The sequence below is a fragment of the Mycoplasma mobile 163K genome (genome assembly GCF_000008365.1).
Lineage (GTDB): Bacteria > Bacillota_I > Bacilli_A > Mycoplasmatales > Metamycoplasmataceae > Mycoplasma_J > Mycoplasma_J mobile.
Genome location: NC_006908.1, coordinates 750,430 through 777,079, shown reverse-complemented (window position 1 = coordinate 777,079; position 26,650 = coordinate 750,430). Strand labels below are relative to the sequence as shown.

Sequence of the window (26,650 nt, the reverse complement as noted above, 5' to 3'; positions counted from 1 at the left end):
CTAATTATTTGTTTGTTTTTTAAAACCTGTAATAATAACTTCTTTTGATTTTGGTTGAATCACTTGATTTTGATCATCTAAATCTGCAGGTTCTTTACCTGCTACATATGCTTGTAAAGTTGCTGTTAATTCACCTTTTACATCATCAGCACTATTTGCTTTAAAAATATATCTAAAACTTACTCCATTTGATGTTACTGGGTTTAAAATAAAGTTATTTAAATTTTGAGCATTTACTTCTGAAGCTAAAGTTGTTAAAGAACCAACTAAAGTTGCTTCATGTTTATTTTGTTTTGCAAGTTCTTCAGTTATAACTTGATCAATATTTTTCTCTGTTGTTGTAGTAGTTCCGCAAGCAACTACTGCAATCATTGGAAGTGATGTTGTTGCAACCGAAGCTAATGAGATAAAAATTTTATTTTTTAATTTCATAATTTCCTTTTTTGCTCATATTTGTTATGCTTTTTATATAATTATTATGCTAGAAAAACCAAAAAATCAATAAAAAAATTATTCCACTTTTTAAAACTAATAATGAAATAAAAAAATTAGCATTAAATATTATTTAAAATAAATTTTATTCACTAAATGATTGAAATTATTAAATTATTAAACAAAAGTGTTAAGTGTTTTATTTTTCTAGTAAATAATAATTAACAATCAATTAAAATTTTTAATTTGTTAGCTATTTTAAAATACAAAAATCAATATTTTCAAATTCCTTATTTAATTTTAATCACTTTAAAACCTTTATCTAAAAAACAAATATAATATTAAAAATTATTATTCAAATATTTTGTTTTTTGTTATACTTAAATTATTATTTTTTACAAAATTTAATCTTATGGAGAAGAACTATGAAAAGAACGTATCAACCTAAAAAAAGAAAACATGCAAAAACACATGGTTTTAGATCAAGAATGGCTACTAAAAATGGTAGAAAAGTTTTAAAATTAAGACGTTTAAAAGGAAGATATCAATTAACTGTTTCTGATAAATAATTAATTTAAATTATGAAGAGAAAATATATTCTCAAAAAAAATTGAGAATTTCAAAAAATAATAGATTCAAAAAAACAATTTATTTTCCCAACTATAATTTTGTATTATAAAAAATCAGATTCATTTCAAATAGGTATTTCAATACCAAAAAAGTTTGCAATTGCTGTCAAGCGTAATTACTTAAAAAGGCAAATAAAATCTATTTTAGATCAGATAAGGCCTTATAATTTATCTTACGAAATGATTCTTATTGTTAGAAAGAATTATTTAAACTTAAATTTTTTACAAAAACAACAAGAAATCAAAAAAATTATAGAAAGGATTAGTAATGGCAAAGAAAAGATCAAATAAATACGATTTCTTTCAAGGTGTAACAACTAATCCTGTTCTTGAAAAAAAACAAAGAAATAAAAATATTTGAAAATGAATAAAAAGAGTATTTTTTGTATTTTTAGGAGCAATTACTTTAACTGGTTTGATCCAAACATTTATTTTCCCAACTTCAACAGCAGTAGGAAGTGGAACTGAATTTGCCGCAAATAGAAATGGAATAGTTCCTAATGTTGCAAGTTTTGAAAAAACAACTTTAACAATTAATGGACAGCAAAAAGAAGTTGGTTTTTTTTATAATGTAAATAATCAAATTGTTTTAAATGAAGTATCTGTAGCAAGTATTAGAAATCAAATAAATTCACAATCAAATTCGAATATTTATGGAACTTTTGACACAAGAACTTCTGCTGTAAGAATTATTACAGGAGCAAATACTAATAATAGAGATACTGGAATTTTTGCAAATGGAAACAATTTATTAGTAAAAAATACAGCTCAAGGTTCTTCTGCAACAAATAATTATGTATCTATTTTTTCAAGTGATTTTGATATTCCTTTTTTTATAACAGATTCAACAAATGCAGATAATACTTTATCAGGCGTGGCTTCATTTGGTCCTTTTATTGAAGAAATTCAAATTCAAAACATTGATGGAACTACAACTACTGGTTTTAGACTAAATAACTTACAAAAAACTAATTTAACTAGAGCCAAAATACTTTCAGATACTGTTGGAACAAACAATAATTTGACATTTCAACAAAGATCTAATTTGAATTTTTCTTTAGACATTTTACAAGCTTTATATATTCAAACACTTGGATTAAATGCTTATCAAAGTGAAAATTTTCAAAATACAGCTGCAGGTTTTACAGAGGTTTCTGCAAATACAAGTTTTATACAATGAATTAATACAATAACTTCAGGAGCAATTTTGAATGAAATTCAAAGAAATCTTTTAATTTCATATAATTTAGCGATTTCATCCTATTTAAATATCTCAAATTTTAGACAAAGCGCAAGAGTGGCAAGTTTGGATACAATAGTTTTTGATAAAAATTTACCTCAAGCAATTTCAACAACTTTTGATTCTCAAAATAACACAAGTACTCCTCTAGTAAGTAATACAAATCAATTTACAATTACTGATTGAGGACAAGCATGAGCTCAAGGACCTTGATTTGGTTTATTTGTTTATCCAATTAGTGCTATTTCAGTTGCTATTATTAATGGTTTCCCAAATCCAGCAGAAGTTGCTGCAAATGGTGGAAATTCAGAATTAGCTTCATTTGGAATAATCGCAGCAATTTTCTTTGTAGTATTTTTAGTAAGGATATTTTCATTTTTAGTAACTTCAAAATCTGTTTTTGCTCAAGTGAAAATGCAAGAATTAAATCCTAAAAAAGCAAAAATAGATGCAAAATATGCTGCTTTTAAAGGGAATAAAGAAATGGAAAGAAGAAAAGCTCAAGAAGTTCAACAATTATATAAAAAGAATAATGTTAAACTTTCTTCTCAATTCACATCTATTTTAGTTTCTATGCCAATTTTCTTTGCGATGTTTAAAATTATTCAAGGAATTCCTTCAATTAAGGTTACAACATTTTTAGGAGTTACTTATTCTGCAACTTCATGACAAGAATTATTATTTAATGCTAATTTTGCTTATTTACCAATTTTAATAGTTGTATTTGTAGTTCAATTAATTTCTCAATTTGTTCCAAGATTTTTAACAAAAAGAAGAACCAAAGAAAGAACAAATGTTTTAGAAAGAGAAGCATTAAGAAAGGCAAATCGTACTCAGAACATAGTTTCTTTTGTATTTGCATTCTTTGGTTTAGTATTAACAGCAGGTGTTCAAATTTATTGAATTGCTGGTGGTATATTTACAATTCTTCAAAGTGTCTTTGTTCACTATTTCCAAAACACAAAACTTTACCAAAACAAATTGAAAAAATATATTTAGTAAAACAAACAAATGTTTGTTTTATTTTTTAAAATTATGTATAATTAAAGAGCAAAATTATTGCACAAGTAGATTCACTTCTCACCCTAAGGTTCTTCCTTGGGTAGCAAAATAAAATACTGTATATATTATTATTTTATTATTGACGAGAAGTGGTTTTTTCCACTTTTTATTTTCAAATAAAGGAGAAAGTTATTTCAAACATAAAAAATTCAAGAAGTAGAATGCCTAAACCAGAGCATTATATTAATGAGAACATTCCTTTTAAAAAAGTTTTTGTTGTAGATAGCAACAACGAAAAACTAGGAGTTCTTACAAAACAAGAAGCACTTGATAAAGCTAAAGCAGAAAATTTGGATTTAGTTCTTATTTCTGTTGGTAAAAGTGAAAAAGGTGAACCAAGACCAATTGTAAGGATTTTAGATTATGGATTATTTAAATATGACCGTAAGAAAAAACAAAAAGAACTTAAAGAAAAGCAAACTATCATTGAAAATAGAGAAATTCGTTTAACACCAAACATTGGCGATCATGACATTAAATTTAAAGCTAAAAAAGCTCGTGAATTTTTAATGAATGGTGATAGATTAAAGATTTCTTTAAAATTCAGAGGTAGAGAGAAGACAAGACAGGAATTAGGCCATGAAACTTTAGAGAAATTCATTGCTTTATTAGATGATATTGCTCAAGTTACAAAAGAGGCTACTTTCACAGGTGGAAAATTCTTGGATGTTTTTTTACAACAAGATAAGAAAAAAGCAGCAAAGTTTTTAAAAGAAAATAAAAACATTAACAAATTAGACAACGAAGAGGATAATGATGGCAAAGAACAAAATGAAGCCGAAGAAGGCTTTAGCGAAGAGAATTAAAATTTCAAGCACAGGGAAAGTTAAGTTTGGTCATGCTTTTAGATCACACTTAGCACAAAACAAATCAACAAAACAAAAAAGACAATCAAAACACGGAACATTTATGCATCCAACTGATTATAAAAGACTGAAAGATTTAATGTAGGGGTAAGCAATGAGAGTTAAAACAGGTCCAATCACAAGAAAAAGACGTAAAAAATGATTAAAACTTGCAAAAGGATACTTTGGACATAAATCAATCGGTTTTAAAGTTGCAAAACAGCAAGTTGTAAAATCATGAACATATGCATTTAGAGATCGTAAACAAGTAAAAAGACACTTTAGAAGATTATGAATTGCTAGAATAAATGCCGCAACAAGAGCTCAAGGAGTTTCTTATTCACTTTTTATTAATGGTCTAAAAAAATCAAATATTCAAATCAATAGAAAAATGCTTTCTGAAATTGCAATTCATCAACCAAAAGTTTTTGATAAAATTTTAACAAAAGTTAAATCACATTTAAAATAAAATAATTATTGTAAATTATAGTCTTAAAGGACTATAATTTATTTATATTTAGTGGTTAGGTATTATGGATCAAGAACTATTAATTTTAGGTTTAATTATAAGCACTATAGCTGGAATTTTTTCAGCTATAGCTTTTATCCCTCAAACAATAAAATCAATTGTTTCTAAAAGCACTTTTGGGCTTTCTATAGGTTTAATAAGTTTTGGAATTATTGCTTCTTCAATATGAATCATATGAGGAATTTTGAGTTCAATTTATATTCCAAGCATTAATGCAACAAATAATGTTTTACCAAGCTCTCTTGGTCCTGGATTTGAAGCTGCTCAAACAGCAGCTCCTATTTGAACAAATACTCTTGTTTTAATTTGATCCTTAGCTTTATTGATTTCAAAATTACAAAACACATCTAAGGCTAAAAAATTAAATCTTACCGAAGAAGAATATTCTAATAAAAAAATTCTTGAAGTTTATAAAAAAAATAAAGCTAAAAAATCCTTAATTAGTAAAATGGTTTTAAAAATGATTAAATCATCAATTCCTAAAGAAGAGAGTAAGAATAATGTTTAATCCATCACAATTAGATTTAATGTTAACAATTTTATCAACAATCGCAGCAATTGCATCTGCTATTTTGTTTTTACCTCAACTATTCAAATCTTTCAGAACAAAAATGACTTCAGATACTTCTCTTTTCTTATTTATTATTTCATTTTTAGGAAGTGTTTTTTGATTAGGTTTTGGAATAATTTTAATGCTTCAAGGGCGCTTAGGAGCTTCTATAAATTTAATTTGGCAAAATTCTTTTGTAGGTATTATTGTTTTTGTCTTGCTGTCCTATAAATTATTACACATGTATAAGGCTAAAAAATTAAATATTTCAGAAGCTCAATTTTGTCATCAATTAAATTTAAAATCACATAATAAAAATAAATAGTAGGTTTATATTACTATTTTTTTAATGGTTTATAAGATAATCTATGTATTTTTGAAGGGCCAAAGATTTTAATTGCTTCTAAATGATTTTTTGTCCCATATCCTTTGTTTTTAAAAAAATCATAAATATCAAATTCATCATTATTAAGATTAATCATAAAATTATCTCTTTCTACTTTTGCAAGTATAGAAGCAGAAGCAATGCTAAAAGATGTATTATCTCCTTTTTTGATATTAATAAATTTTTTTGAATAAGAAAAATTGCTCAAATAGTCCAAAAGAATTATTTGGCTACCTTTTTCTTCAAATTTATTCAAACAACTTGTAGTTGCTTTTTTAGTTGCTTCTAAAGGGTTTAATAAATCAATTTCTTTACTGTTAATGTAGCAAAAATGAAAACTTCCATTTTCTTTGATCAAAATTGATAATTCTTCTCTTTGCCTTGGATTTAATTTTTTGCTATCTCTTACTTTTTCATTAAAAAAATTAGGTTTTAAATTAACACAAGCTACAACAATTGGACCTGCTAAAGATCCTCTTCCAACTTCATCACAAGCAATTATTGATTCAAATTCATTGTAAAACCGCTTATCAAAATCATATAATGAATTAGAAACCAATTTTTTGTTCATACTCTTCTAAAGTACCTCTAAATAAAATATTTTTATCTTCTCTTAATTCAAGAATTACATTAGAAACTTTTTTAATCAAAGCATTATTATATGTTGTAAAAATTAATCCAGATTTATATTGGCTCAATCCATCTATTACAGAATCAATACTTTCTGTATCAAGATGATCCAAAGGCTGATCTAAAATCAAAAAATTAGATTCTTCAATCATCATTTTCGAAAACATTAATCTAGCTTTTTCTCCTCCAGAAGTAACTGTTGAATCTTTAAAAACACTTTCACCGCCAAAAAGCATACGACCCAAAAATGATCTCATTCTTTGGTCACTATTATCTTTTGTTTCTTGAGTAGAATTATTTAAAGGTCATTTGCTTATTCATTCTAAAATACTTTCTTTTTTGGAAAAATACTCTGAATTATCAGCAGGAAAATAAGCATGCTTAATAGTCGAACCTCAAGTTACTTTTCCTTTAGTAGGTTTTAGTTTACCTACTAAAATATCTAATAATCTTGATTTAGCAATGTCATTTTCACCAAGAATAACCATTTTTTCACCTGGAACTAAATCAAAAGACAATTTTGAAAAAAGAATTTCTCCTTTTTCGTTAGTATATTCTAAATCTTCAACTTTTAAAATTTGCTTTCCAACAAGTTGCGAAATTTCAAAACGAATGTATGGGTATTTTCTTGTAGAAGGAACCAACTCATCAATTGTAATTTTTTCAAGTTCTTTTTTTCTACTTGTTGCTTGTTTTGATTTAGAAGCATTAGCTGAGAATCTTGCAATAAATTGCTTTAATTGTTCTACTTTTTCTTCTTTTTTAGCATTTTGTCTTTTTTGCATGTCAAGAATTAATTCAGATGATTCTTTTCAAAAAGAATAATTTCCAGTGAACATTTTCATTTTTGAATAGTCAATATCTACAATATTAGTACATACTTGATCTAAAAAGTCACTATCATGACTAACAACAATGACAATATTTTTATAATTATTTAAAAATTCTTCAAGTCATTTTACAGATTTTAAATCAAGTCTATTTGTAGGTTCATCCATAATTAAAATATCAGGATTTTGAAATAAAGATTGAGCAAGTAAAACTTTAATTTTTTCATTCGCTTTTAGTTCTTTTAAAGGTAAATTTCACTTTTTCTTGCTTATTCCCAAAGCACCTAAAAGAATTTGAGCATCATTATCTGCTTGTCAACCTCCAATATTTCCATAAGTTTCTTCTAATTCACTAGCTAAGTTGTAGTCTTTTTCAGTTGAATCAGGATTATTGTAAATTGCATTTTTCTTTTCGAGAATTTCATACAATTTCTTATTACCCATGATTACAACATTTGTAACATCAATTTCATCAAAAATTTCCCATGATTGTTGCAAAACAGAAATAGTTGCATCTTTAGGAAAAAGAATATCTCCTGATGTAGCTTCTATTTCTTTAGACAAAATTTTTAGGAATGTTGATTTACCCGCTCCATTTGCCCCGATAATTCCATATGTGTGTCCTGGAATAAATTTTAAATTGACACTGTCAAAAAGGATTTTATCAGTAAACCTTTTTGATAAATTTCTTACTTCAAGCATTTTTAGCTCCTTATTCTTCTTCTTTTTTTTCTTCGTCAAAAGGGTTTTCAAAAAGGAAAATGCTTTCGCTTGTAATGTCAGCATTTGTTGTTTTTGAAAAATCATTTTTGTCTAAAACATTTTTTTCATTATTTGAAGAGAACATTTCTTCAATTTTTTCTAAATTAACTTTTTCTTGAAGGAATGGCCCTTTTGAATTTTTAGTAGAAGAATCTCTTGGTATTTTAGATCCAGAATCTATATTTTTATTTTTACTGCTTTTAGGTAGAAATTTTTCATTGATATTTTCAACTTTATCAATGTCACTTCCAAAAAAAACTAATTCATTTGAATCTTCTTCTTTTTTACTTAGTATTTTAGTTTTTTCAATTGTTTTATTTTTTGGTTCTTCAAGTTCAAACTCAAAACTATTTTTCTTTACAACTTCTAATGTTTTAGAAGTAGTTGACTGGGATTTTGTGTTATTAACAACAGTCCCTAACTCAGTATTACTTGTTTTTGGTATTAAAAGTTTATTTTCAATTTTTGAAGTTTTATTTATCTTAGAATTATCACTTTCATCTAAATTTAAAGTTCTTGAAATCACATTAATATTTTGTCTTCTTTTTTTCTTTGATAAATTAAGCTCTTTTGTATCATCAATAAATTCAATGAAATTTGTTTTTATATATTCATTTGTTAAAACATCTTCTTTCCCCAAATCTAAAACATTTGTTTCATAATTAAATAAGTCAATTTTTTTAATTTTTGCAATTTTTGCTCTTTCTTGAATTCTTGAGATCGGAGAACCAAAAATTAGATAAAAAACTCCTGTTGAAATAATTAAAGTTGCAAATATTACAGAAAAAATTACTGTTCCTGCTGAAGTAAAAATGCTAAAAAATAAATTACCAATAATTCCTAAGTTAAGAGTATTAGGTAAAACCACATTAGAAACATTATTTACAGAAGAAAAAGTTGTTCACCAATTAGAAAAATTATTTATTCAAATATTATTTCCATAATCTAAAAAACCACCAGGACTAATAATTATAAGGTAAAAAATTGTTCCACCAATTAAAAATATGGCAATCGAAAAGAATAAATATCACAAGAATAAATATCTAATTCTAATTCATGTACTTACTTCACCTTCTAAAATAAACAATAGTCCAAACAAAAAAGTTAGTACATAAAAAATTGGTGAGAAAAATCCAAAAAGAGCTCCAATAGTATATGCATGGATAGTTGTAAGAACAGGAAAAGGTAAAAAAGCAAAAATTAAAAAAACAAGAGAAGTAATTAAAATTGCTGCTCCGATTAATTTTTTTCCCTTTCAAAACACAAACTCACTTGTCAATTTAATGTTTTTTCTATTTCTTCTTAAAGAATCTTTTTTATTTTTAAACATTTTAAAAATTATATTATATTCCTCTTTAAATTATGTAAAAAGACACTACAACAATAGGCTCTTTAAAAATTTTTTTGAAAATCTTCTTTCTTACATTTTTTCTAATTGAATTTAAAATTTCATTTTGGTCAAAAAATTCAACTTCGTTAATTTCATCCCTAACAATTTCATCAATTCATTCATTAACTTCATCTTTTTCAACTTGTGAAAATAATCCAACATAATTAATATTAATTTTCCCCACTTGTTTTTTTGTTTTATCACTAATTAAAGTAGAAATAGAAACCAAACCCTCTCTTGCTAAAATTTCTCTTTCGTGAATTACTTCTTTAGAAATATCCCCAACTCCAAAACCATCAATAATAACTTCTTCTAAATTAGGAAGTTTCTTGTTTCTTGAAGCAAGAGTCCCGTTTATAAATTCAGCAATTTTTCCATTTTGTAAAATAATAATTTTATCATTACCATAACCAATTTTTTCAGCTTCTTTTGAAGCTACAACCAAATATCTATAAAGTCCTTGAATTGGCAAAAAGTATTTTGGCTTTAACATTTTAACTATGTCATAGACATCTTGCTTTGCTGCTCGATATTGATAAAAATCATTATCACTAATATCTGTAATATTTCTTGTAATTCTTGCAATTTCATCTAAAGTATAAGCAGCATAAGATTCTAATCCATTTAATGGAGGAGCAATCATTATTACATGATCAGTATTTTTTAATTTTAAATACACATCATTATTATCTGTAATTCTAGTAAATCTTTGATAAAGTCTTTCAGTTGTTGCAGCTACTAAATAAATTGCATTTAAAATATTTCCTGCCTTTTCATAATCTTCAATTTTAGGAAATTGCATATTTGAATAAGCAATTTTTAATAAAGATAATAATTGACTATAAGCTCTACCGTATGGAACAACAGGGCGGTTATATTTAATTGCAAGATCTAAAATTTGTTGCATTGTTGCCATTTCTTCATCATAGCAACCCACAATGATTCTTTCATTTTCTTTAGCTTTAGAAAAAGTTTCTTCTAAAATTGGACTTAAATTTATTTTATTAATTGTATTTCCATTGAAATTACTAAAACCAGAATCCAAAATAAGTCCAATTAATCCTTTTTTGGAAATTGTGCTTTTTATAGCAGTAAGATTTGTTATTCCAAACATTTTTTGTTTTCCAACTTCACCTAAAACAACATTGCTTAAGAAAATAAAATCTCCATCAGAAGTTTGGAAATTAAACCCTAAAGAAAAAGGCAATGAACTTCCAATGATAAAAGGAATTATATCTATATTGTCAATTCTTGTTTTATTAACGATTGGAATTACTTCAAATTTGTTATGTCCAATTTTGTATTTACTAATTCTATCTAGAATAATTGCCTTACTAAAAGCAGAAGAATATATTTTTACATTATCAATCCTCATTAATAATCAAGGTAATGCACTAAATGAATTATTTTTTGTATCTGTGAAAAAAATTCCTTTAATTCTGTTTTTGTTTTTTTCCAAATAAGTAAAATCAGGAATGATATTATCAATTCCATATGTACTTTTAATAGGGGTTTTTGTTCCGGAGTTTATGATATAAATAGATTTATCCACTTCCAAAACATAACAATTTTTACCATTTTCATCTTGCCCACCTAGAGCAAAAAATTGGACTTTAGCCATTTGACCTCGCTTTAAATTAATCAGATTATTGTAGATTTCTTAAATGAAAGTATTCTTTAATTAAATAATATTTTATAACAAATTGATATTTATTGTTTATTTTTAGTATTTTTATTTTTAAATTCTTCAAAATTTTCGTGAAATAAGAAATTTTATCTTTATACAATTAAATAAAGGTTATAATTATAAGGTAAAAATATAGTTAATTTCGGAAGGAAAAAATGAAAAAAACCAAAAAAATTATTGTTGTAGGAGCTAATCATGCTGGGACTTCTTTTTTAAGAACAATTAGAAAATTAAAGCCAGAATATGAAGTAGTAGCATACGATAGAAATACAAATACATCTTATTTGGGATGTGGAACAGCATTATGAGTTGGAGGAGAATTCCATGATGCGAATGGACTATTTTACTCAAACCCTCAACTTTTAAGAGAAATGGGTGTTAAGTTACATTTAGAACATGAATTAGTTGAATTAAAATCAAAAGAAAAAAAAGTTATTATTAGAGATAATAATTCAAAAAAAGAATTCGAAGATTCATATGACATTTTAGTTTTTGGAGGAGGAACATGACCAATCGTTCCACCTCTACCTGGAGTTAATTTAGAAGGAATTATGCTTGCGAAAGTATTCCAACATGCTCAAAAAATTTATGAAAAAGCAAATTCAGCAAAAGTTCAAAATGTTGTTGTTGTAGGTGCAGGTTATATTGGAGTAGAATTAGTAGAAGCTTTTCACTTAAAAGGAAAAAAAGTTACTCTAATAGATATGGCATCAAGAGTAATTGACAAATATTTTGATGAAGAATTCACAGATGAAATGGAAAATAGAATGCGTAAAGCAGGAGTTAAATTACAATTTGGCGAAAAATTAATTGAATTTAAATCTAAAGATGGAAAAAATGTTTCTTCAGTTGTAACTGATAAAGGTGAATATCCAGCAGAAATGGTCATTTTAAGTATTGGATTTAAACCACTTACAAATATTAAAGGATTTGAATTATTTGATAAATACCAAAATGGTTCAATTAAAGTTGATCAATTCCAAAGATCTTTAAACGATGAAAACATTTACATTATTGGAGATGCAGCATCATTACATCATAATGCTTCAAAAGATTTCCGTCATGTAGCTTTAGCAACTAATGCTGTTAAAACAGGTCTTGTTGCTGCTTTAGATGCAGCAGGAATTCCAGTTCCATTCCCAGGAGTTCAAGGAACAAATGCAATTAGCGTTTTTGGATGTCATTATGCTTCAACAGGTTATTCAATGAGTGCAGCTAAAACTTTATTAAAAGAATTTGAGTTTAAATCAGAATTTATTTTAGATAATGACCGTCCTGAATTTATGAAAACACATTCAAAAGTTGCATTCAAAATTGTTTATGATCCAAAAACTTTAAGATTAGTCGGAGCACAAGTAGGTTCATGAGATAAAACAATTCATACAGAAATTATTTATGCAATGTCTCTTGCAATTCAAAAACAAATGACTTTACCAGAAATTGCTTTAATGGATGTTTATTTCTTACCACACTTTAACAAACCATTTAACTTTATGTTAGTTCCTATTTTAAAAGCTTTAGGAATTGATTATTCAAAAAAATAATTAAATAAAACAAAACTTTCAAAGAACACAAAAGTGTTCTTTGTTTTTTTCTTTTTATGGTAGAATTAAGTAGTTCAAAATATAAAAACAAAAAAGAAAGGAAAAAAATATGGCTATTAAAAAACCCTTTAAAAAAGACACAATCCCAGCTAAATCTTATGATGAAGCAAAATCAGCATTAAAACGTGGAAACATTTTAATGCTAGCAGTTGGATTATTATTAGGAACAGTTTTTGGAGCTTTAGTTGCTTCATTTGCAAATGATATTTTATTAGGAGCAATTGGAATCGGAATTAATGCTTTAGGAATTAATATTAATAATTTTTCTGATTTATCATTTCAAACAATTAGATACGGAAATTTCATTTCAGCTTTATTAACATTTATTATTGTTTCTTTATTTATTTTCTTTGCGCTATTTATTTACTTTGTAATAAGAAATATTAGACTAGACAATTTAAAGAAAAAATACCCAGAACGTTATGTTGTTGCAGCACCAAAACCTTCAACTGATGAATTGATTTTAGAAGAATTAAGAACTTTAAATAGAGCAAAAAGACTTTAATCAATAAAAAATCAAATTTAAAAAAAGAAAGCATAATGCTTTCTTTTTTTATAAAACAAGTAATACAATTAATCTAATCCATCGTAATCAAAATCTAAATCATCTTCATTAGAAGTTTTATCTTTTGTCTTTTTGTTTGGATTTTTATCAGAAGTTTTATTTTTCTTTTTAAAATTAGATTTTTTTGGCTGTGTATTTTCAATTGAATCATTTATTTCATCCACAAAAAGAACAGAAGTAATAATAATAGGTTTTCTTCTTTTTGCTTTGTAAAAATAAGGTTTCAATCTATCTTCAACAATTTGCTTGATATCTGGAACAGTTCAATCTTTTTTATTTTTAATTAGGTAAACTACCGAACTTCTGACCAAATTTCTTACATCTTCAAGTAATTCAACTGAATTTCTTGCATAAAAACATCCTCTTGAAATAATTTTAGGTTTAAAGGTAACATTATTTTTAGATTTATCAATTGCGATTACAACATCGACAAAACCACTTTCTCCTAATTGAGAACGATCATTAAAAACCTCTTTATTAATTGTTAAAATATTTTGACCATCAATAAAAGTTGAATTTAAATCTAATTTTTCATCAGATAACCAAACCTCATTATTTTTCATATAATAAACATCACCAATTCCAGGAATCATGACATTTTCTTCTTTAATTCCTGTTTCAATTCCTGTATTACCATGAGCAATTGCCATACGATACTCACCATGATAAGGTAAAAAATATTTAGGTTTAGTTAAGTTAAAAATTTTGATATGTTCTTCTTTATAAGCGTGGCCTGAAGTATGCAAGTATCCATCAATCTTATTTTCTTTAATCTCAGCCCCAAATTTATACAATTTATTAATCAAGAGTTCAATTTGAATTCTATTTCCCGGAATTGGACTTGAACTAAAAATAATCATATCTCCACTTTTAATATCGATTTGAGGGTGTTTTTTGTTGGCCATTCTTGATAAAGCAGCCATTTGCTCTCCTTGAGAACCTGTTGTTAAAATAACAATTTCATTGTCTTCATAATTTTTTAAATGTTTTTTATCAATAAAAACAGAGTCTTCGACATCGATATAATCTAATTTTCTTCCTATTTCAATTCCATTGACCATACTTCTTCCAAAAGCAACAACTTTTTTCCCAATTTCAGCCACTAATTTAATAATTGCTGTAATTCTTGTTAAATTAGAAGCAAAAGCTGTAATGATAGTTTTTCCTTTAGCTTCTAAAATATATTTTTTAATGTCATTTAAAATATCAGTTTCACTTGGTGAATGCATTGGTCTCATAGCATTAGTAGAATCACTTAATAAAACAGTAACTCCTTCCTTTCCCATTTGCTCAATTTTACTAAAATCTGTAAAGTTTCCAATTGGACGATAGTCAAACCTAAAATCACCTGTAAATAATACAGTTCCATTACTTGTTTTAAACCTTATTCCAAAAGCATCAGGAATTGAATGTTGAGCTGTTCAAAAATCAACAACAACATCTCCGAATTTATGAATACTATCTTTTTCAATTTCAATAAATTCAATTTTTTGCAAAATGTTGTGTTCTTGAAATTTCAATTTTAAAAATTGAATTGCAATTTTAGGAGCAAAAATTTTTGAAATTTTAACAGTTGCGACTAAATAAGGTATTCCACCAATATGATCTTCATGACCATGAGTAATAAATAAGGCTTGAATGTTATCTTGATTTGCTTTTAGATAAGAATAATCAGGAATAATTCCTTTAATTCCTGTAGTAAAGCTATCAGCGAATTTAATTCCTGCATCAATGATAAAAATCTTTTTGTTATGTTCTAAAACAAAAGTTGATTTACCTATTTCTTGCACTCCTCCAAGACCAAATAGTTTAGTAGGTTGCATATTACACTCTCTTTTCTTTATATGAATATGAATTTAATAAAGCTCTAAATCTTTTTCTATAAATCAATTATTTTCTTTATCAATATGATCAATGAACAATTTTCCATTTAGGTGATCTAATTCATGCTGGAAAACAATCGCTGGATATCCATTTAAATCATGAGTAACTTCTTCTTTTTTAAAATAAGAATATCCTTTTACAACGATTCTTTTACTTCTTTTAACATATCCCTCTTGATTTGGATGTTCTTCATTAACACTTAAGCAACCTTCACCAGTTCTTAAAGCTATTTTAGAAGTAGATTTTGCCAAAACCTTTGGATTTATCATCAAGTCTTCAAAAACCACTTTATTGTCTTCATCAGTAATATAGACATAAAACATCTGTTTTAAAATTCCATATTGAACTGCCGCAACTCCTACACCTGGTCTAAAAATAGTATTTTTACTTTGACTATTTTTAATGTGGTAAATCATTTTTTTAGCAAGTTCAATGTCTTCGTGACTTAAAGGTAAATTGATATCTAAAGATTTTTGACGCAAAATTTTGTTTGGTAGTTCGATCAACTTAACATCATATTTTTCCATATATTTTATATTATATTAAGATTTTTAAATAAACTTAAAAAGTCTTGACGAAAATTTTAATTTAATTTTCTTAGATATGGTGAAAAATTATATTTAGGAATATAAGTAATAAAAATTAAAGCTGAAATTGGTCCATATAGAAAAAGAGTAACAAAAGCTCATAATAGTTTTTGTTTATTGATTTTTTCACTATTTCATTTTGTTGTAAAAATTCAATAAGACACAATAATATTTAAAATAATTGAAATTAAAACAAAACTTCCTAGCATTGTTCCCAAAATAATAAAAGTAGTTGTAGAAAAACTAAATACCATTCTTTGATTTAAAATTAAAAAAGTAAAAGGTAAAACAATTACAATAAGCAACAATACAGATATTGTGTCCAAAAAAGCTGTTAAAATTGCAAAATTTTTAATTTTTTGTCTTGCTTTAATAATATTAACATCACTATTTTGAGCCAATGGATTTTTATAATTTCTTTGATAATATTTTGGTATCAATTTTAAAAATAAAGATGTTGCAATTAAACTAGCCACAAAAATTGTTAAAAATCCATAGAAGATTTTTGACAATTGAGCTTTTTCTTGAATTCAATCAGAAGCTAAAATTGTAATACCTGAAATAACATTTAAAACAACTACAATAAAACAAAAAAGAAATAAAAGAGTAATTAAAAATATTGAAATACCCAATTGAATATTAAATTTTAGATTATTAGTTTCAAATTCATTTCCTGTATTTTCAATTGTTCCAGGAATGCCCAAAGGGCTAATTATATAAGTAATTGCTAGACTAAAAACTATTGTAATAATTAATATTCAAAAAACTAAAGATAAAACAATAAGTTTCTTAAGTTTTTTTCTTTTGCTAATCTCATTATTTATTGCATCTGAAAACCAACTTCAATCATTAGAAGCACGCTCAGTATGAAAATTACTACGATTGTTTCGTTTGTTATAACCTAAACTTTTCTTATTGTTATAATTTATATTCAATTTAACTCCTAATTTTCTACAATAAATTATATTATACCAAAAAAATTTATCATATAAATTGCTATTTACAGTGATAAATTTAATTTTAGATTATCCATTTGGATTTTTTGCTCTTCACCTTCAAGATGACATTTACGGCATCTTGCTTGATATGATTCAGTATCTCCTAATAGTTTTTGATCTTTATCATTAGTTATTCTAAAAGTATGAGTTCCGGCATTTTTACAACTAAAACAAACAGCTTTAAGTTTTAAAACATCATCAGCTATTGCTAAAAGTTCCGGCATAATACCAAAAGGTTTTCTAGCAAAATCTGTGTCTAAGCCTGAAATGATAACTCTAATTCCTTTTGAGGCTAATTCGTCAATATAGTTAATAATATCTTTGTCAAAGAATTGCACTTCATCAATTGCAATTGCTTTATAAGTATTATTCCAAACTTTTTTAATCTCTTCAACATTAGATGCAACAATAGTATTTAATTTAGTTCCTGAACGAGACACAATTTCATTATGAGAAAATCTTGTGTCAAATTTTTGCTTGACAATTAAAGTTTTAATATTAGCAAATTGCAAAATTTTAATTCTCTTAATTAATTCTTCACTTTTACCGCTATACATAGGACCTGTAATTACTTCAATTATTCCATCTGAGTATTTACGATACATATTTGCCCCCTAAGCAGAAAATTAGCATTTTTATTATAGTATAAAATAATAGATTTAGATGTAGTTTTGATTTTTGGGATAATATCTATTATGAATAAATTATTTGAAAGAGGTAAAAAATATGTCAGTATATGAAAAAATCGAATTTATTTTAAATAGTTATTATTTGCAAAAAAAATTACATTCTAATTCTAATTATCAAAAACAGCAATCTAAAATTTGGCAACTAGGTTCAGATATAAAAATAAAAATCGAAACTTTATTGAAAAAATTTGAGGAAATAAAAGAAATCGAAATTAATAAAGAAGAAATGTATTTAAAAAAATATAGTGAGCCTTCAGGAAAATATAAACTTAAATTGGAATTATCTTTAAAAGATGGAGCCAAAGTTTATTCTCATAATATTACACCATCATCAAATGAAGAAGCATCTAATTGAACTTTAACTCAATATTTAAATATTTTCATAAGCTTTGGTTTAATAAAAGGCATTTCTGATTCTTCATTTTTATTTACCTCTAAATTTTTTGAATTAGTCGAAAATAGAAACATATTCACTAATTATTTAATAGATCTTTTGATAGAATCTTCCATTTCGTCTTCAAAATATCAAAAAAATTTAGGTTTTTCATTGTTCATATCCTTATTTAGACATGAAACAAAAGAAAGATTTGAAGAAAAATTTGAAGAAAGATTTGACATTTTTAATTCTTATGAGTATTTTCCAATGAAAAAAAACATAAAAAATATAGATATATTTGGAGCTAATTTTATAAAAACTTACAAAGTTTCTCGTGAGTTAATTTTAAAAAGTTTTTCATTAGAGGAAATCATAGATAAAATGTACAATAATTTGTTAAATTTTAAAAACAGTGTTCTTATTAAAATGACAAATCAAGAAGAACTTTCTTATCAAAAGCAAGAAAAAAAGATTATCAATAGTCTCTACCTTAAAACAAATAAAAAAATAGAAAATGAAGAAATTTCAATCGAAAATATCGCACCAGAATTTGTAAAACAAACAGTGATTAAACTTGAAAAAGAAAACAAATTGAGGTTAGATTTTAGAAAAAAATTACTAGAAAGATCATCTAAATGCGAAATTTTGTATTGTAAAATTAAAGATAAAGAAATTCTAATCGCATCGCATATTAAATCTGTTGATCAAATAAAAAACGACAAGAATTTAAATCATACAGAAGCATCAAATGAAATATCAAATTCTAATAACGGTTTTTTACTTTGTCCAAATCATGATGCTTTGTTTGACAAACATATAATTTCTTTTGATGAAAATTATATGCTAATAACTACAAAAGAATTTAGTAAAAAGCTAAAAATTTATAATTTAGATGTCAAAACACCATCATTTAAAAAATTAGAAGCAATAAAACCATTTCTTAAAATACACAAAGAAACTTTTTTCAAAAAATGAAAACAAAATAGTTAACTTACAAGAATTTTATTTACAATTAAAGTTTTAATATTAGCAAATTGCAAAATTTTAATTCTCTTAATTAATTCTTCAATTTTACCGCTATACATAGGACCTGTAATTACTTCAATTATTCCATCTGAGTATTTACGATACATATTTGCCCCCTAAGCAGAAAATTAGCATTTTTATTATAGTATAAAATAATAGGTTTAAATGTTGAATTTAGTTTTTTAGAATTTTGTATTTTTTTTAGAAAAATTTTTTTATGATTCGTTGTGTTCTTTGTTATATTTCTTTTTTGTTATTTTTTTCAAACCATTTGTTCTCATCTATCAATTATAAAATTTTTAATATTAATTAAATAATTGATTATTTGTAAATTATTAATTTTAAAGTTATTGTTTTATTAAAATAAAAATCACTTTATGGTAAAATGTGTCAAATTATATGATTATATATGAAAATACAATTAAAGGCTTTATAGAAGATTGTAGCCAAAATAGTGGAACAATTGTTATTAAAATTGAAAGTGAAATGCGCAGTAAATTAGGTTATTCAGTTTCTGAAAAGGAAAAAGAATCATGAAGAAGCACTTTAAGAAAGGTTTCTAATTATTTTAATGACTTAGAACATAAAAACAGCCAATATGTTTTGCTTGAATACAAAGTCCCTTCATCTAAAAAGAGAATTGATGTAATTATCGTAGGAAATAATAATGAAAGAAAGACAATTTTAATAATAGAATTAAAAGGGTGAAGCAAAATTTCTTTGATAGAAAATTCGTATTTATTAAATATTTATACAATTTACAAAAAATCTTTGCATCCTGGACTTGAAGCTCTAAATTACAAAAGAGATTTAGTCAATCAGTATGATTATATAAACAAAATATTTAATGTAGAATCTGTTGCTTTTTTACCTAATTTTGAATTTGAAAACAAAAATCCGCTCGAAGATATAAAATATAAATCAATTAATGAAAACGTAACCACTTACACTTCAAGCACTTCAAATATTTTTGTTGATTATTTAAAATCAATTTTTAACAAGCCTATTTCGCACGATGATTTAGTAAAATTAGATAAACTAGAGTACAAACCTTCTCAAAATTTTATATCCCATTTAAAAGAAGAGTTCAAAAATATCAAATTATCTAGCTCACAATGTTTAGCTTTCTACTCCTTAAAAGAAACTTTTTTAAAATCATTTGAAACAAAAAAGCATGTTGTTTTTATTTCAGGTGCTGCAGGCTCTGGGAAAACTGTAATAGCATTTAAATTACTTGGATATATTATGTCAAATCATAACAAAAGTGTTAAATTAATGCTTCCAGGTCCTGAATTTAGAGCAGCAGCTAAATCACAATTAAAAAACAACAATTTAGTTGAATTCATAGGTGGAGCTGACATGCACGCAAAACATGATGTTGTAATTATTGATGAAGCTCATAAAGCAAGAAGCAATATAACAGCCGGTGGTTTTTATCAGACTTTATTTAAAAATGCTAATTTTATTATTTGTTTAATTGATGACTTTCAAGTTATAAACAAACAAGGTATCTTGAGAGAAGAAATTATTCAAATAGCTAAGAAATCAAATTTTACTTTTGAAATTTTTGACTTGGAGGAACAATTTAGAAATGGTGGAGATTCCACATACACAGAGTGATTAAAAAATTGAATTTTTAAAATAGACAATGGTCAAGACTTTTTCATCCAGAATTATTTTTCTTTTGAAGTTTTAGAATCTGAAGAATTCAATAGTAAATATCAAAGCATGTATGAAGAATTCAACGTTAGAATGTTATCTTTTTGAACTCAAACATGAAATTTAGATGAACTTGATGAAAGAGGAATGCCTATAAAATCTGTAAAAATAGGAAATCACAGATATGCATGAAATCCAAATAGTGAATGATTAGAGAAATTTCAAAAAAATAGTCCTCATACAAAAATATCAACTCAATTGAGAAATTTATCTCTTGTTAAAAATTTCAATTTAGATAAAAAAGGAAGTGAATATATAGCTTATTTTAATACAGTTCAAGGAGTCGAATTCGATTATGTTTTTGTTCACATTCCCAAAATGTTTTATTGAGACAAAACAACTAATAATTTGAAAGTTAATATTGGCGAATTGGAAATGAGAGAAATGTCATCTCAAGTTTGGTCTTTAAAAGGTAAATCTGATTCTGTAAAAAAAGAAAAAGAAAATCTTAATTTTCATTATTTTTTAAATAGGTTATTTGTTAATTTAACAAGAGGAACAAAAGGAATTTTTGTTTATGCAGAAGATATTAATTTATCTAATCACTTAAAAAGTCATACTGTTAAACCTGAAAAGTAATTTATTTTAATTTATTATCTCTATTTTGAATCAATATAACAAATAAATCAAATTTTCAAGCTACAAAAAAATATTAATAAAATTGATTTTTTAATTCAAGCCAAAAAAAATAAAATTTTATGCAATATGTGAATACAAAAAATGGAAAAGTAATCAAACTTTATTCAATATATGTTGAAAAAAGACAAAATCTTAAAAATTCAATTTTAAATACAAATCATTTTTCAAAAGAAAATAAAAAATAGTTTTAAATTTTAGAGAATAAAAATATAATTTTTCGCCATTGATCAAGAAATTTAAAATTTTTAAAAATAAGGATAAAGTTTCTTTATTTTTTTTATGATATTTTTAGTTCTTTTTTCAATTTGTTTTTTTGTTCATTCATTTTCATTTAAAATTTCATTATTAGAGATAAATAATTTTCCTTTTTCTTTAAATTTTTTTAGTGTTTCCTTTTTAGTTGCAAAAATATTATTTGAAAGTTCTTGATTTATTTCTGATTCAACTAATATTAAATTTCCAATTTGATTTATATGGTTATTTTCATTTCCATTTTCTTTTTCGACCGTATCAGATATTTTCTGTGGGTTTTGTGGAAATATATGCTCAATTTCTAAAGTTTTCGATTCTATATAGATTAGATCCAAAACACCTTTATTTTTTCTTTTCAAAACTACATCTTTTTCAATTTTTTGCAAAATAACCTTGGTAACTTTACCTTCTTTATGATAAGCATTAATTTTCGGGATAATAGTTTCTAATTCTCTATCATTAGGTAATTTTATATCCGCAATAGAATTTTTACTTATTCTTTCATTTCCATTTAAAAAACTCTTCAATTTTTGTAAAATTTTAATTTTATCGCCAGAAACATTATTTAGATTTTTTTCACATTTTCTAATTCTTCTAAAATTTTAAGAAATGTTTGGGAAATATTTTTTAATCTATCACCATTATTACAAATATCATTTCTTACAAGATAAGTATTTATAACTTTTAACATATCATTAAATAAATTGGCCGATATTTCTTTATCATCATGCCATTTTAACATTTCTATTATTAAAGGAGAAGCAGCATAAATATTCATTTTTCTATATTCTATTAACTCTTCTTCAATTTTAGGATTTTTACTTTTTTTAAAAATTTGGTTGAAAAGATTAGAATAATTTTTTAATTCATCAAAAGCATTTTTAATATTGAAATCCTCTCCTTTATTTTCGAATCATTTTTTAAATGAATTATAAAATTTCTCTTCGCTATAATGTTTATGCTCTTTAATTGACAAAAAGTATTTAAAAAAATCATTTCCTTTAAATTTATGTTCTAATTCAATTTCATCAGTTTTTAAGTTTAATTTATATTTTCTTTGATTTTTTTCTGACGAAATAGTTACGTTTTTTTCCAATATTTTTCAATACTCATTATATATTTGGTCCTGCTCCTTTCTAGTTTCAAGTTTCATTAATAGAAAATTTTTTATTAAATCAAAATTTGTAAGCTTAACACCAGTTGAGTTTATACTTTCAAAAAGTTTCTGTTGATTTACATTTTTTCTAACTTCTATTGAAACAACAATCATTCTATTAAAAGTTCTTAAAATTTTCATCAACTCTTCTTCATTATTTTTTATATAGCCTTTTAATTCCTTTTTGAAATATTCATATGCTTTAAAGATATTTGTTGTTTTTTCATCTGAGTTAAAATCTTCTTTTTTAGAATTTCTAGTAATTTTTTCAAAAACCTTATCTCTCTCAACTGCGGGATGAATTTTTAGGAGATTCTTTTTATTAGAGAAAAAAATCTTATTCAATTCTTCTTTTATTTTTTTTAATAAAGATTTTTCAACATTAGCATTTTCGTTTAAAAGATTTCTAATTGCAAAAAAAGCAAGAAATGTTGTTGTTAATCTTTGTTGACCATCAATTACAAATAACTCTTGAATTTCCTCTTTTTTTCCTAAAATCAAAATTAGGGTTCCTAAAAAATGTTCTTCATTTTTTTCTTTAAACAAATGTTCAAAACTTTCCATAAATTTTTTTACTTGTTTACTAATTTCTCAATTGTAGTTTCTTTGATATATAGGAATTACGAATTGAAAATTCTTCTTCTGTTCTAAAAAATCCTTTAGACCTTGAGATTTAGGAACAAAATTTTCATTTAATTTTTCATCGTCGTCTTCATTATTAAAATTATTCACTTAGTTAAAACCTCTCAAAAAGCTTAACATAAATAAAATCATTTAAGTTATTAAACAATTTTATTTATAGTTATAAAATAATTTTCTTCATTAAAATTTACAATATAAATTAGAAAGGAGCATAATCATGTCTAAAGTACGCTATCACATAATCAATTCTGAAATAGAGAAATTATTTGACGATAAAGTTCACCCCTTTTTTGGATATGGAGGAGAAAAAGAACTTTTCAATCATCTTTTTAATATTTTGAAAGAAAGAGATCCAAAAATTGAAAAAGAAATTTTTCAAAATTCATTTTCAAAACTTTTCGCAATTTCTTTCTTAAATGTAAATTATAAAATTTTTATTGAACATTCAGATGATGGAGGATTAGGAAAAGAAAGTCAAAAAATTGAAGTTCCTCTTGGTAGAAAATATCTACAAAATAAGTTTATTGAAGAAAAAGAAAATTTTATTGTAATGAATGGATACATTCCGTTATTAAAAAAATTAGATTCAACAATTGAATTAGATGTCAAAAATGTCGTTTATTTTATTGTGAAAAGATCGAATATTAAAACTTACAAGAATAGGACAAAAGGAAGGAAAAACACTTCTAGAATGGTATCTCTTAAAGATATAAAAGAAGTAATAGATAATAAAAGTTGAAAGTTAAACAGGACAAAAAACACATATATTGTTCATTCTAGCATGATTAAATATTTAGATATATTTTTTTTAGAAGAAGCACAAAATTTTTTTGATGATAATAAAAATGAAGAATTCGATAAATTAATTGATAAATTATTTGAAGCTGAAGAAGAAAATAATAACGAAGATGAAATGGAAGAGTTAAAACTAAAACAATTTCAAAATATAAATTCAATTAGAGTTTATTTTAGAAATAGTCTCTTAAAAGCATCTTCAAAATGCGATATTTTATATTGCGATATTTCAGAAAAAGAATTACTAGTTGCTTCACATATAAAATCAGTTGAAAATATAGTAAAAGACAAATCATTAGGCAAATCTGAAAAACATAAAGAAATTAGAAATTATAACAATGGTCTGTTACTATGCCCAAATCACGATGCGCTATTTGATAAACACTATATATCTTTTAATTCAAAAGGATTTTTAATTTCTGCTAAAGTAATTCATAATAAATTGGAAATTTATAATTTAAAATTAGATGAGCCTTCGATTAGTAAACTTAATGATGAAACAAAATTTTATTTAAAATTTCATAATAATTTATTGATTAAATAATTTTAAATGTTTCCCATGAAATTTTTTAACATGATCTTTTAAGAGTCTCTGAACTTTTTACTTTACGATTGTTTAAACTGTCCTCTATATTATTATTTTAGTGGCAATGAAGTTAATAGCCAATAATAGCTTCAGTAAATCATTCACTTACTCCTACAGTAGAAAATTTTTGATTGTTATTAATTAAAGCTTTATGAGTTGCGCCAATTCCAGAAAAAAATTCAAAAAGTTTTATTATTTTACATTAATTAAATGTATTTTAATATATAGAATCTAATATAATTTAATTCATTGCAACTATAATTTAAATTTATTTAATTTTTAACATTTAAATACTTTCTAAAATACTAAAAAGCTCATTATCAGTAATTTTTTCTTTTATTTTATTATCTTCAATTTTTTTTATTCAAAAGTCTTTCTCTCATTTTGAATTAGCAAATTCTTTTGAAATATTTTCATTTCTTTCTTCAAAAAGGATTTTCAATTTATTTAAATACTTCAAAATTTCATCAAAAAAATACTCTCCTATTTCAAATTTTCTTTTTGAAATTTCTTCATCTTTTTGTTGTCATTTTTCTTGGAAATTATTTTTTAAAATTGTAAGATGATTGATTTTAATTATAATTTCTTCATATTTAAAATTTTCATTTCATTTACTTTCTAAAAAATCATTTATAGAAATTTCTTGTTCATTTGATAGTTCTAAATATGAATTTAAAATTTCTCCTAGTTTTTTGAACCCTTCATTGAAATTATTAGATCTAAGATTGTCAAGCGAACAAATATCTTTTTCTAATTTTTTGTAAAAATTATTTTTTGAATTTGCAAAACAATAACGATTAAATGAATTTGCAAAAAAATCATTGTGATCATTAAAAACAAAAAAATCATTTAAAAAGTATTCATTTTTAACTGTAGCTACTTTGTTTGCTCAATCCAATTCATTTTTTAAAATGAATTCAAAATCTTCTTTTATTATTTTTTTTAACCAATTTCAATTATTTCAAATAGTTTCGTTAAAAGCTTTTAGAAATTTATATCTACTTTCTTGCTTAAACAATAAATCTTTGTTTAAATTTAAATTTTGTTCCAATTCTCTAATAGATAATTTTTGTCCTTCTATTTCCATTTCTAATATCTTATTTAAGTCATTTTTAAGATGTTCAAAATGTTTACCTTCTCTTTGAAAAAATTTTGTTAAAATACCCAAATAGTTTTGTTTAAATTCAAAAGGAGAAATATCAATGAATTTTTGAATTTGATATTCTCCACCACTTTCATTTTTTTTGTGTATTAAAAACTGTTTATTCATTGGTAATAGATAAATATTATTTTCTAAACTTTGCAATTCAAAAATAAATTTAAATATTTCTCAAATATTTTCTCCTAGTCTTTCAATATTGTCAAGAATCACTAATTTTCTTGTTTCATCAACAGAAAAAAGTTTTACAACTTTTTCTTTCAAAAAATAATCACCTATTTTACTAAAATCTAGTACTTGACTTAATCCGTTTAGTTTAGGAATACCAGGTGTGGCTTCAACAATATTCAAGGCATTATTAATGAATTTTGAAACGTATCCTAACCCTTTTGTGGCATTTTGCCTAAATTTTCTTCTAGACATTGGAGCATTTTTGTAAAAAGACTTAGAAATATCTAAATCTATAGATTCACTATAAGAATATTTTCATAAATCGATAAAAATTATTCTTTCAATTTTTGTATTTTCGAATTTTTTGTCTACAAAATTTTTTACAAGAGAATCTAAAAAATAAGTTTTTCCGGTTCCTCAAGGTGCATGAATAATTGTCAATGGAGATCTTTTAAAACTAAGCTCAAATTCATAAAAACCTAATTTTTCATCTTTCATTTTTTCTTTATATTTGTTGTCATAATCAAATTGAAATTTGTTCTCTTTTTCAAATTTTTCTCAATTAAGTTCCAATTCTTCAAGAAATTCTTTTTGCTTTTTTAAATATTCTTCCTCAGAATGTACATTTATTTGAATTTTCTTTGTTTGAAATTTTTCTTTTGTTTTATTTTCATATTTTTCTTCAAGATTCATAATTATAATTTTATATATTTTTTTGAATTCTTTTAGTCCCTTTTTCTCTAATTCTCTAAATTTAAAATTTGAGTTGATTCAAAATAAGATTAAGATGAATTAACATTTTAATTAGATGAAATTTGCTATCTATTTTTT

25 protein-coding genes and 1 pseudogene are annotated in these 26,650 nt (G+C 24.5%); 13 read left to right on the top strand and 13 right to left on the bottom strand.

Annotated features, from left to right (window positions below; translation table 4 throughout):
* Nucleotides 1-432 (bottom strand): lipoprotein 17-related variable surface protein, encoded by a 432-nt coding sequence (locus tag MMOB_RS03440; RefSeq protein WP_011265153.1) that lies wholly within the window; start codon nucleotides 430-432, stop codon nucleotides 1-3.
* Between the two features lie 425 nt (nucleotides 433-857).
* On the opposite strand from MMOB_RS03440, the gene rpmH reads away from it, so the two are divergent.
* The 8 genes from rpmH (at nucleotide 858) to MMOB_RS03400 (ending at nucleotide 5,612) form a co-directional block, all read left to right on the top strand.
* Nucleotides 858-1,001: a 50S ribosomal protein L34 gene (rpmH, locus tag MMOB_RS03435; protein WP_011265152.1), complete on the top strand. Its 144-nt coding sequence runs from the start codon at nucleotides 858-860 to the stop codon at nucleotides 999-1,001.
* 12 nt (nucleotides 1,002-1,013) lie between these two features.
* Nucleotides 1,014-1,352, top strand: a complete 339-nt coding sequence (rnpA, locus tag MMOB_RS03430; protein WP_011265151.1) for a ribonuclease P protein component — start codon at nucleotides 1,014-1,016, stop codon at nucleotides 1,350-1,352.
* Complete coding sequence (gene yidC, locus MMOB_RS03425) at nucleotides 1,330-3,300, top strand: membrane protein insertase YidC (RefSeq protein ID WP_011265150.1); 1,971 nt, start codon at nucleotides 1,330-1,332, stop codon at nucleotides 3,298-3,300. Before rnpA ends, yidC begins: the two co-directional genes overlap by 23 nt.
* 224 nt (nucleotides 3,301-3,524) lie before the next feature.
* Entirely contained in the window at nucleotides 3,525-4,169 is a 645-nt protein-coding gene (gene infC / locus MMOB_RS03420; RefSeq protein WP_011265149.1) for a translation initiation factor IF-3, read from the top strand.
* A complete protein-coding gene (gene rpmI / locus MMOB_RS03415; RefSeq protein ID WP_041362997.1) occupies nucleotides 4,120-4,314 on the top strand; it encodes a 50S ribosomal protein L35 in 195 nt (64 codons plus the stop codon). The genes infC and rpmI overlap by 50 nt, the downstream gene beginning before the upstream one ends.
* A 9-nt stretch (nucleotides 4,315-4,323) precedes the next feature.
* Nucleotides 4,324-4,677: a 50S ribosomal protein L20 gene (gene rplT / locus MMOB_RS03410; RefSeq protein ID WP_011265147.1), complete on the top strand. Its 354-nt coding sequence runs from the start codon at nucleotides 4,324-4,326 to the stop codon at nucleotides 4,675-4,677.
* Nucleotides 4,678-4,741: 64 nt separating this feature from the next.
* Nucleotides 4,742-5,245, top strand: coding sequence for a PQ-loop domain-containing transporter (locus MMOB_RS03405; protein WP_011265146.1), 504 nt, complete (start codon nucleotides 4,742-4,744; stop codon nucleotides 5,243-5,245).
* Nucleotides 5,238-5,612 (top strand): SemiSWEET family sugar transporter, encoded by a 375-nt coding sequence (locus MMOB_RS03400; protein ID WP_011265145.1) that lies wholly within the window; start codon nucleotides 5,238-5,240, stop codon nucleotides 5,610-5,612. The genes MMOB_RS03405 and MMOB_RS03400 overlap by 8 nt, the downstream gene beginning before the upstream one ends.
* Nucleotides 5,613-5,625: 13 nt before the next feature.
* Here MMOB_RS03400 and MMOB_RS03395 read toward each other — a convergent pair whose 3' ends face one another.
* Genes MMOB_RS03395 through MMOB_RS03380 form a run of 4 tightly spaced genes read right to left on the bottom strand, consistent with a single transcriptional unit; the run spans nucleotide 5,626 to nucleotide 10,905 of the window.
* The gene (locus MMOB_RS03395; RefSeq protein ID WP_011265144.1) at nucleotides 5,626-6,243 is read right to left on the bottom strand and encodes a ribonuclease HII; all 618 of its coding nucleotides are present in this window, start codon (nucleotides 6,241-6,243) and stop codon (nucleotides 5,626-5,628) included.
* Nucleotides 6,221-7,834 carry an ABC-F family ATP-binding cassette domain-containing protein gene (locus tag MMOB_RS03390; protein ID WP_041362995.1) on the bottom strand — a complete coding sequence of 538 codons (1,614 nt, stop codon included), beginning with the start codon at nucleotides 7,832-7,834 and terminating at the stop codon, nucleotides 6,221-6,223. Before MMOB_RS03390 ends, MMOB_RS03395 begins: the two co-directional genes overlap by 23 nt.
* A 10-nt stretch (nucleotides 7,835-7,844) precedes the next feature.
* Nucleotides 7,845-9,224, bottom strand: coding sequence for an MFS transporter (locus MMOB_RS03385; RefSeq protein WP_011265142.1), 1,380 nt, complete (start codon nucleotides 9,222-9,224; stop codon nucleotides 7,845-7,847).
* A 25-nt stretch (nucleotides 9,225-9,249) separates the two neighbouring features.
* The gene (locus MMOB_RS03380) at nucleotides 9,250-10,905 is read right to left on the bottom strand and encodes a ribonuclease J (protein ID WP_011265141.1); all 1,656 of its coding nucleotides are present in this window, start codon (nucleotides 10,903-10,905) and stop codon (nucleotides 9,250-9,252) included.
* 221 nt (nucleotides 10,906-11,126) lie between these two features.
* On the opposite strand from MMOB_RS03380, the gene MMOB_RS03375 reads away from it, so the two are divergent.
* Both MMOB_RS03375 and MMOB_RS03370 read left to right on the top strand, forming a co-directional pair.
* Nucleotides 11,127-12,515, top strand: coding sequence for an FAD-dependent oxidoreductase (locus MMOB_RS03375; protein WP_011265140.1), 1,389 nt, complete (start codon nucleotides 11,127-11,129; stop codon nucleotides 12,513-12,515).
* Nucleotides 12,516-12,624: 109 nt separating this feature from the next.
* Complete coding sequence (locus MMOB_RS03370) at nucleotides 12,625-13,080, top strand: MscL family protein (protein ID WP_011265139.1); 456 nt, start codon at nucleotides 12,625-12,627, stop codon at nucleotides 13,078-13,080.
* 68 nt (nucleotides 13,081-13,148) lie between these two features.
* Here MMOB_RS03370 and MMOB_RS03365 read toward each other — a convergent pair whose 3' ends face one another.
* From MMOB_RS03365 to MMOB_RS03350, 4 genes are all read right to left on the bottom strand, one after another.
* Nucleotides 13,149-14,963, bottom strand: coding sequence for a ribonuclease J (locus tag MMOB_RS03365; RefSeq protein WP_011265138.1), 1,815 nt, complete (start codon nucleotides 14,961-14,963; stop codon nucleotides 13,149-13,151).
* Between the two features lie 33 nt (nucleotides 14,964-14,996).
* On the bottom strand, nucleotides 14,997-15,551 hold the full coding sequence (def, locus tag MMOB_RS03360; RefSeq protein ID WP_011265137.1) for a peptide deformylase: 555 nt from the start codon (nucleotides 15,549-15,551) through the stop codon (nucleotides 14,997-14,999).
* Nucleotides 15,552-15,607: 56 nt separating this feature from the next.
* Nucleotides 15,608-16,546 carry a hypothetical protein gene (locus MMOB_RS03355; protein ID WP_011265136.1) on the bottom strand — a complete coding sequence of 313 codons (939 nt, stop codon included), beginning with the start codon at nucleotides 16,544-16,546 and terminating at the stop codon, nucleotides 15,608-15,610.
* 65 nt (nucleotides 16,547-16,611) lie between these two features.
* A complete protein-coding gene (locus tag MMOB_RS03350; RefSeq protein ID WP_011265135.1) occupies nucleotides 16,612-17,214 on the bottom strand; it encodes a thymidine kinase in 603 nt (200 codons plus the stop codon).
* A 121-nt stretch (nucleotides 17,215-17,335) separates the two neighbouring features.
* On the opposite strand from MMOB_RS03350, the gene MMOB_RS03345 reads away from it, so the two are divergent.
* A complete protein-coding gene (locus tag MMOB_RS03345) occupies nucleotides 17,336-18,664 on the top strand; it encodes an HNH endonuclease (RefSeq protein ID WP_041362991.1) in 1,329 nt (442 codons plus the stop codon).
* Nucleotides 18,665-18,681: 17 nt separating this feature from the next.
* Here the strand turns inward: MMOB_RS03345 and MMOB_RS03605 are convergent.
* Nucleotides 18,682-18,807, bottom strand: a pseudogene (locus MMOB_RS03605) (thymidine kinase); the annotation flags it as partial.
* Between the two features lie 292 nt (nucleotides 18,808-19,099).
* Here MMOB_RS03605 and MMOB_RS03340 point away from each other — a divergent pair.
* Nucleotides 19,100-20,998: a DUF2075 domain-containing protein gene (locus MMOB_RS03340; protein ID WP_011265134.1), complete on the top strand. Its 1,899-nt coding sequence runs from the start codon at nucleotides 19,100-19,102 to the stop codon at nucleotides 20,996-20,998.
* Between the two features lie 305 nt (nucleotides 20,999-21,303).
* Here MMOB_RS03340 and MMOB_RS03335 read toward each other — a convergent pair whose 3' ends face one another.
* Nucleotides 21,304-21,837, bottom strand: a complete 534-nt coding sequence (locus tag MMOB_RS03335) for an HNH endonuclease family protein (protein WP_011265133.1) — start codon at nucleotides 21,835-21,837, stop codon at nucleotides 21,304-21,306.
* 38 nt (nucleotides 21,838-21,875) lie between these two features.
* Nucleotides 21,876-23,198, bottom strand: coding sequence for a DUF262 domain-containing protein (locus MMOB_RS03330; protein WP_011265132.1), 1,323 nt, complete (start codon nucleotides 23,196-23,198; stop codon nucleotides 21,876-21,878).
* Nucleotides 23,199-23,325: 127 nt separating this feature from the next.
* Here MMOB_RS03330 and MMOB_RS03325 point away from each other — a divergent pair, with 127 nt between their 5' ends.
* Nucleotides 23,326-24,447 (top strand): HNH endonuclease signature motif containing protein, encoded by a 1,122-nt coding sequence (locus MMOB_RS03325; protein WP_011265131.1) that lies wholly within the window; start codon nucleotides 23,326-23,328, stop codon nucleotides 24,445-24,447.
* 328 nt (nucleotides 24,448-24,775) lie between these two features.
* Here MMOB_RS03325 and MMOB_RS03320 read toward each other — a convergent pair whose 3' ends face one another.
* Complete coding sequence (locus MMOB_RS03320; protein ID WP_011265130.1) at nucleotides 24,776-26,512, bottom strand: hypothetical protein; 1,737 nt, start codon at nucleotides 26,510-26,512, stop codon at nucleotides 24,776-24,778.
* Nucleotides 26,513-26,650: the final 138 nt, after the last annotated feature.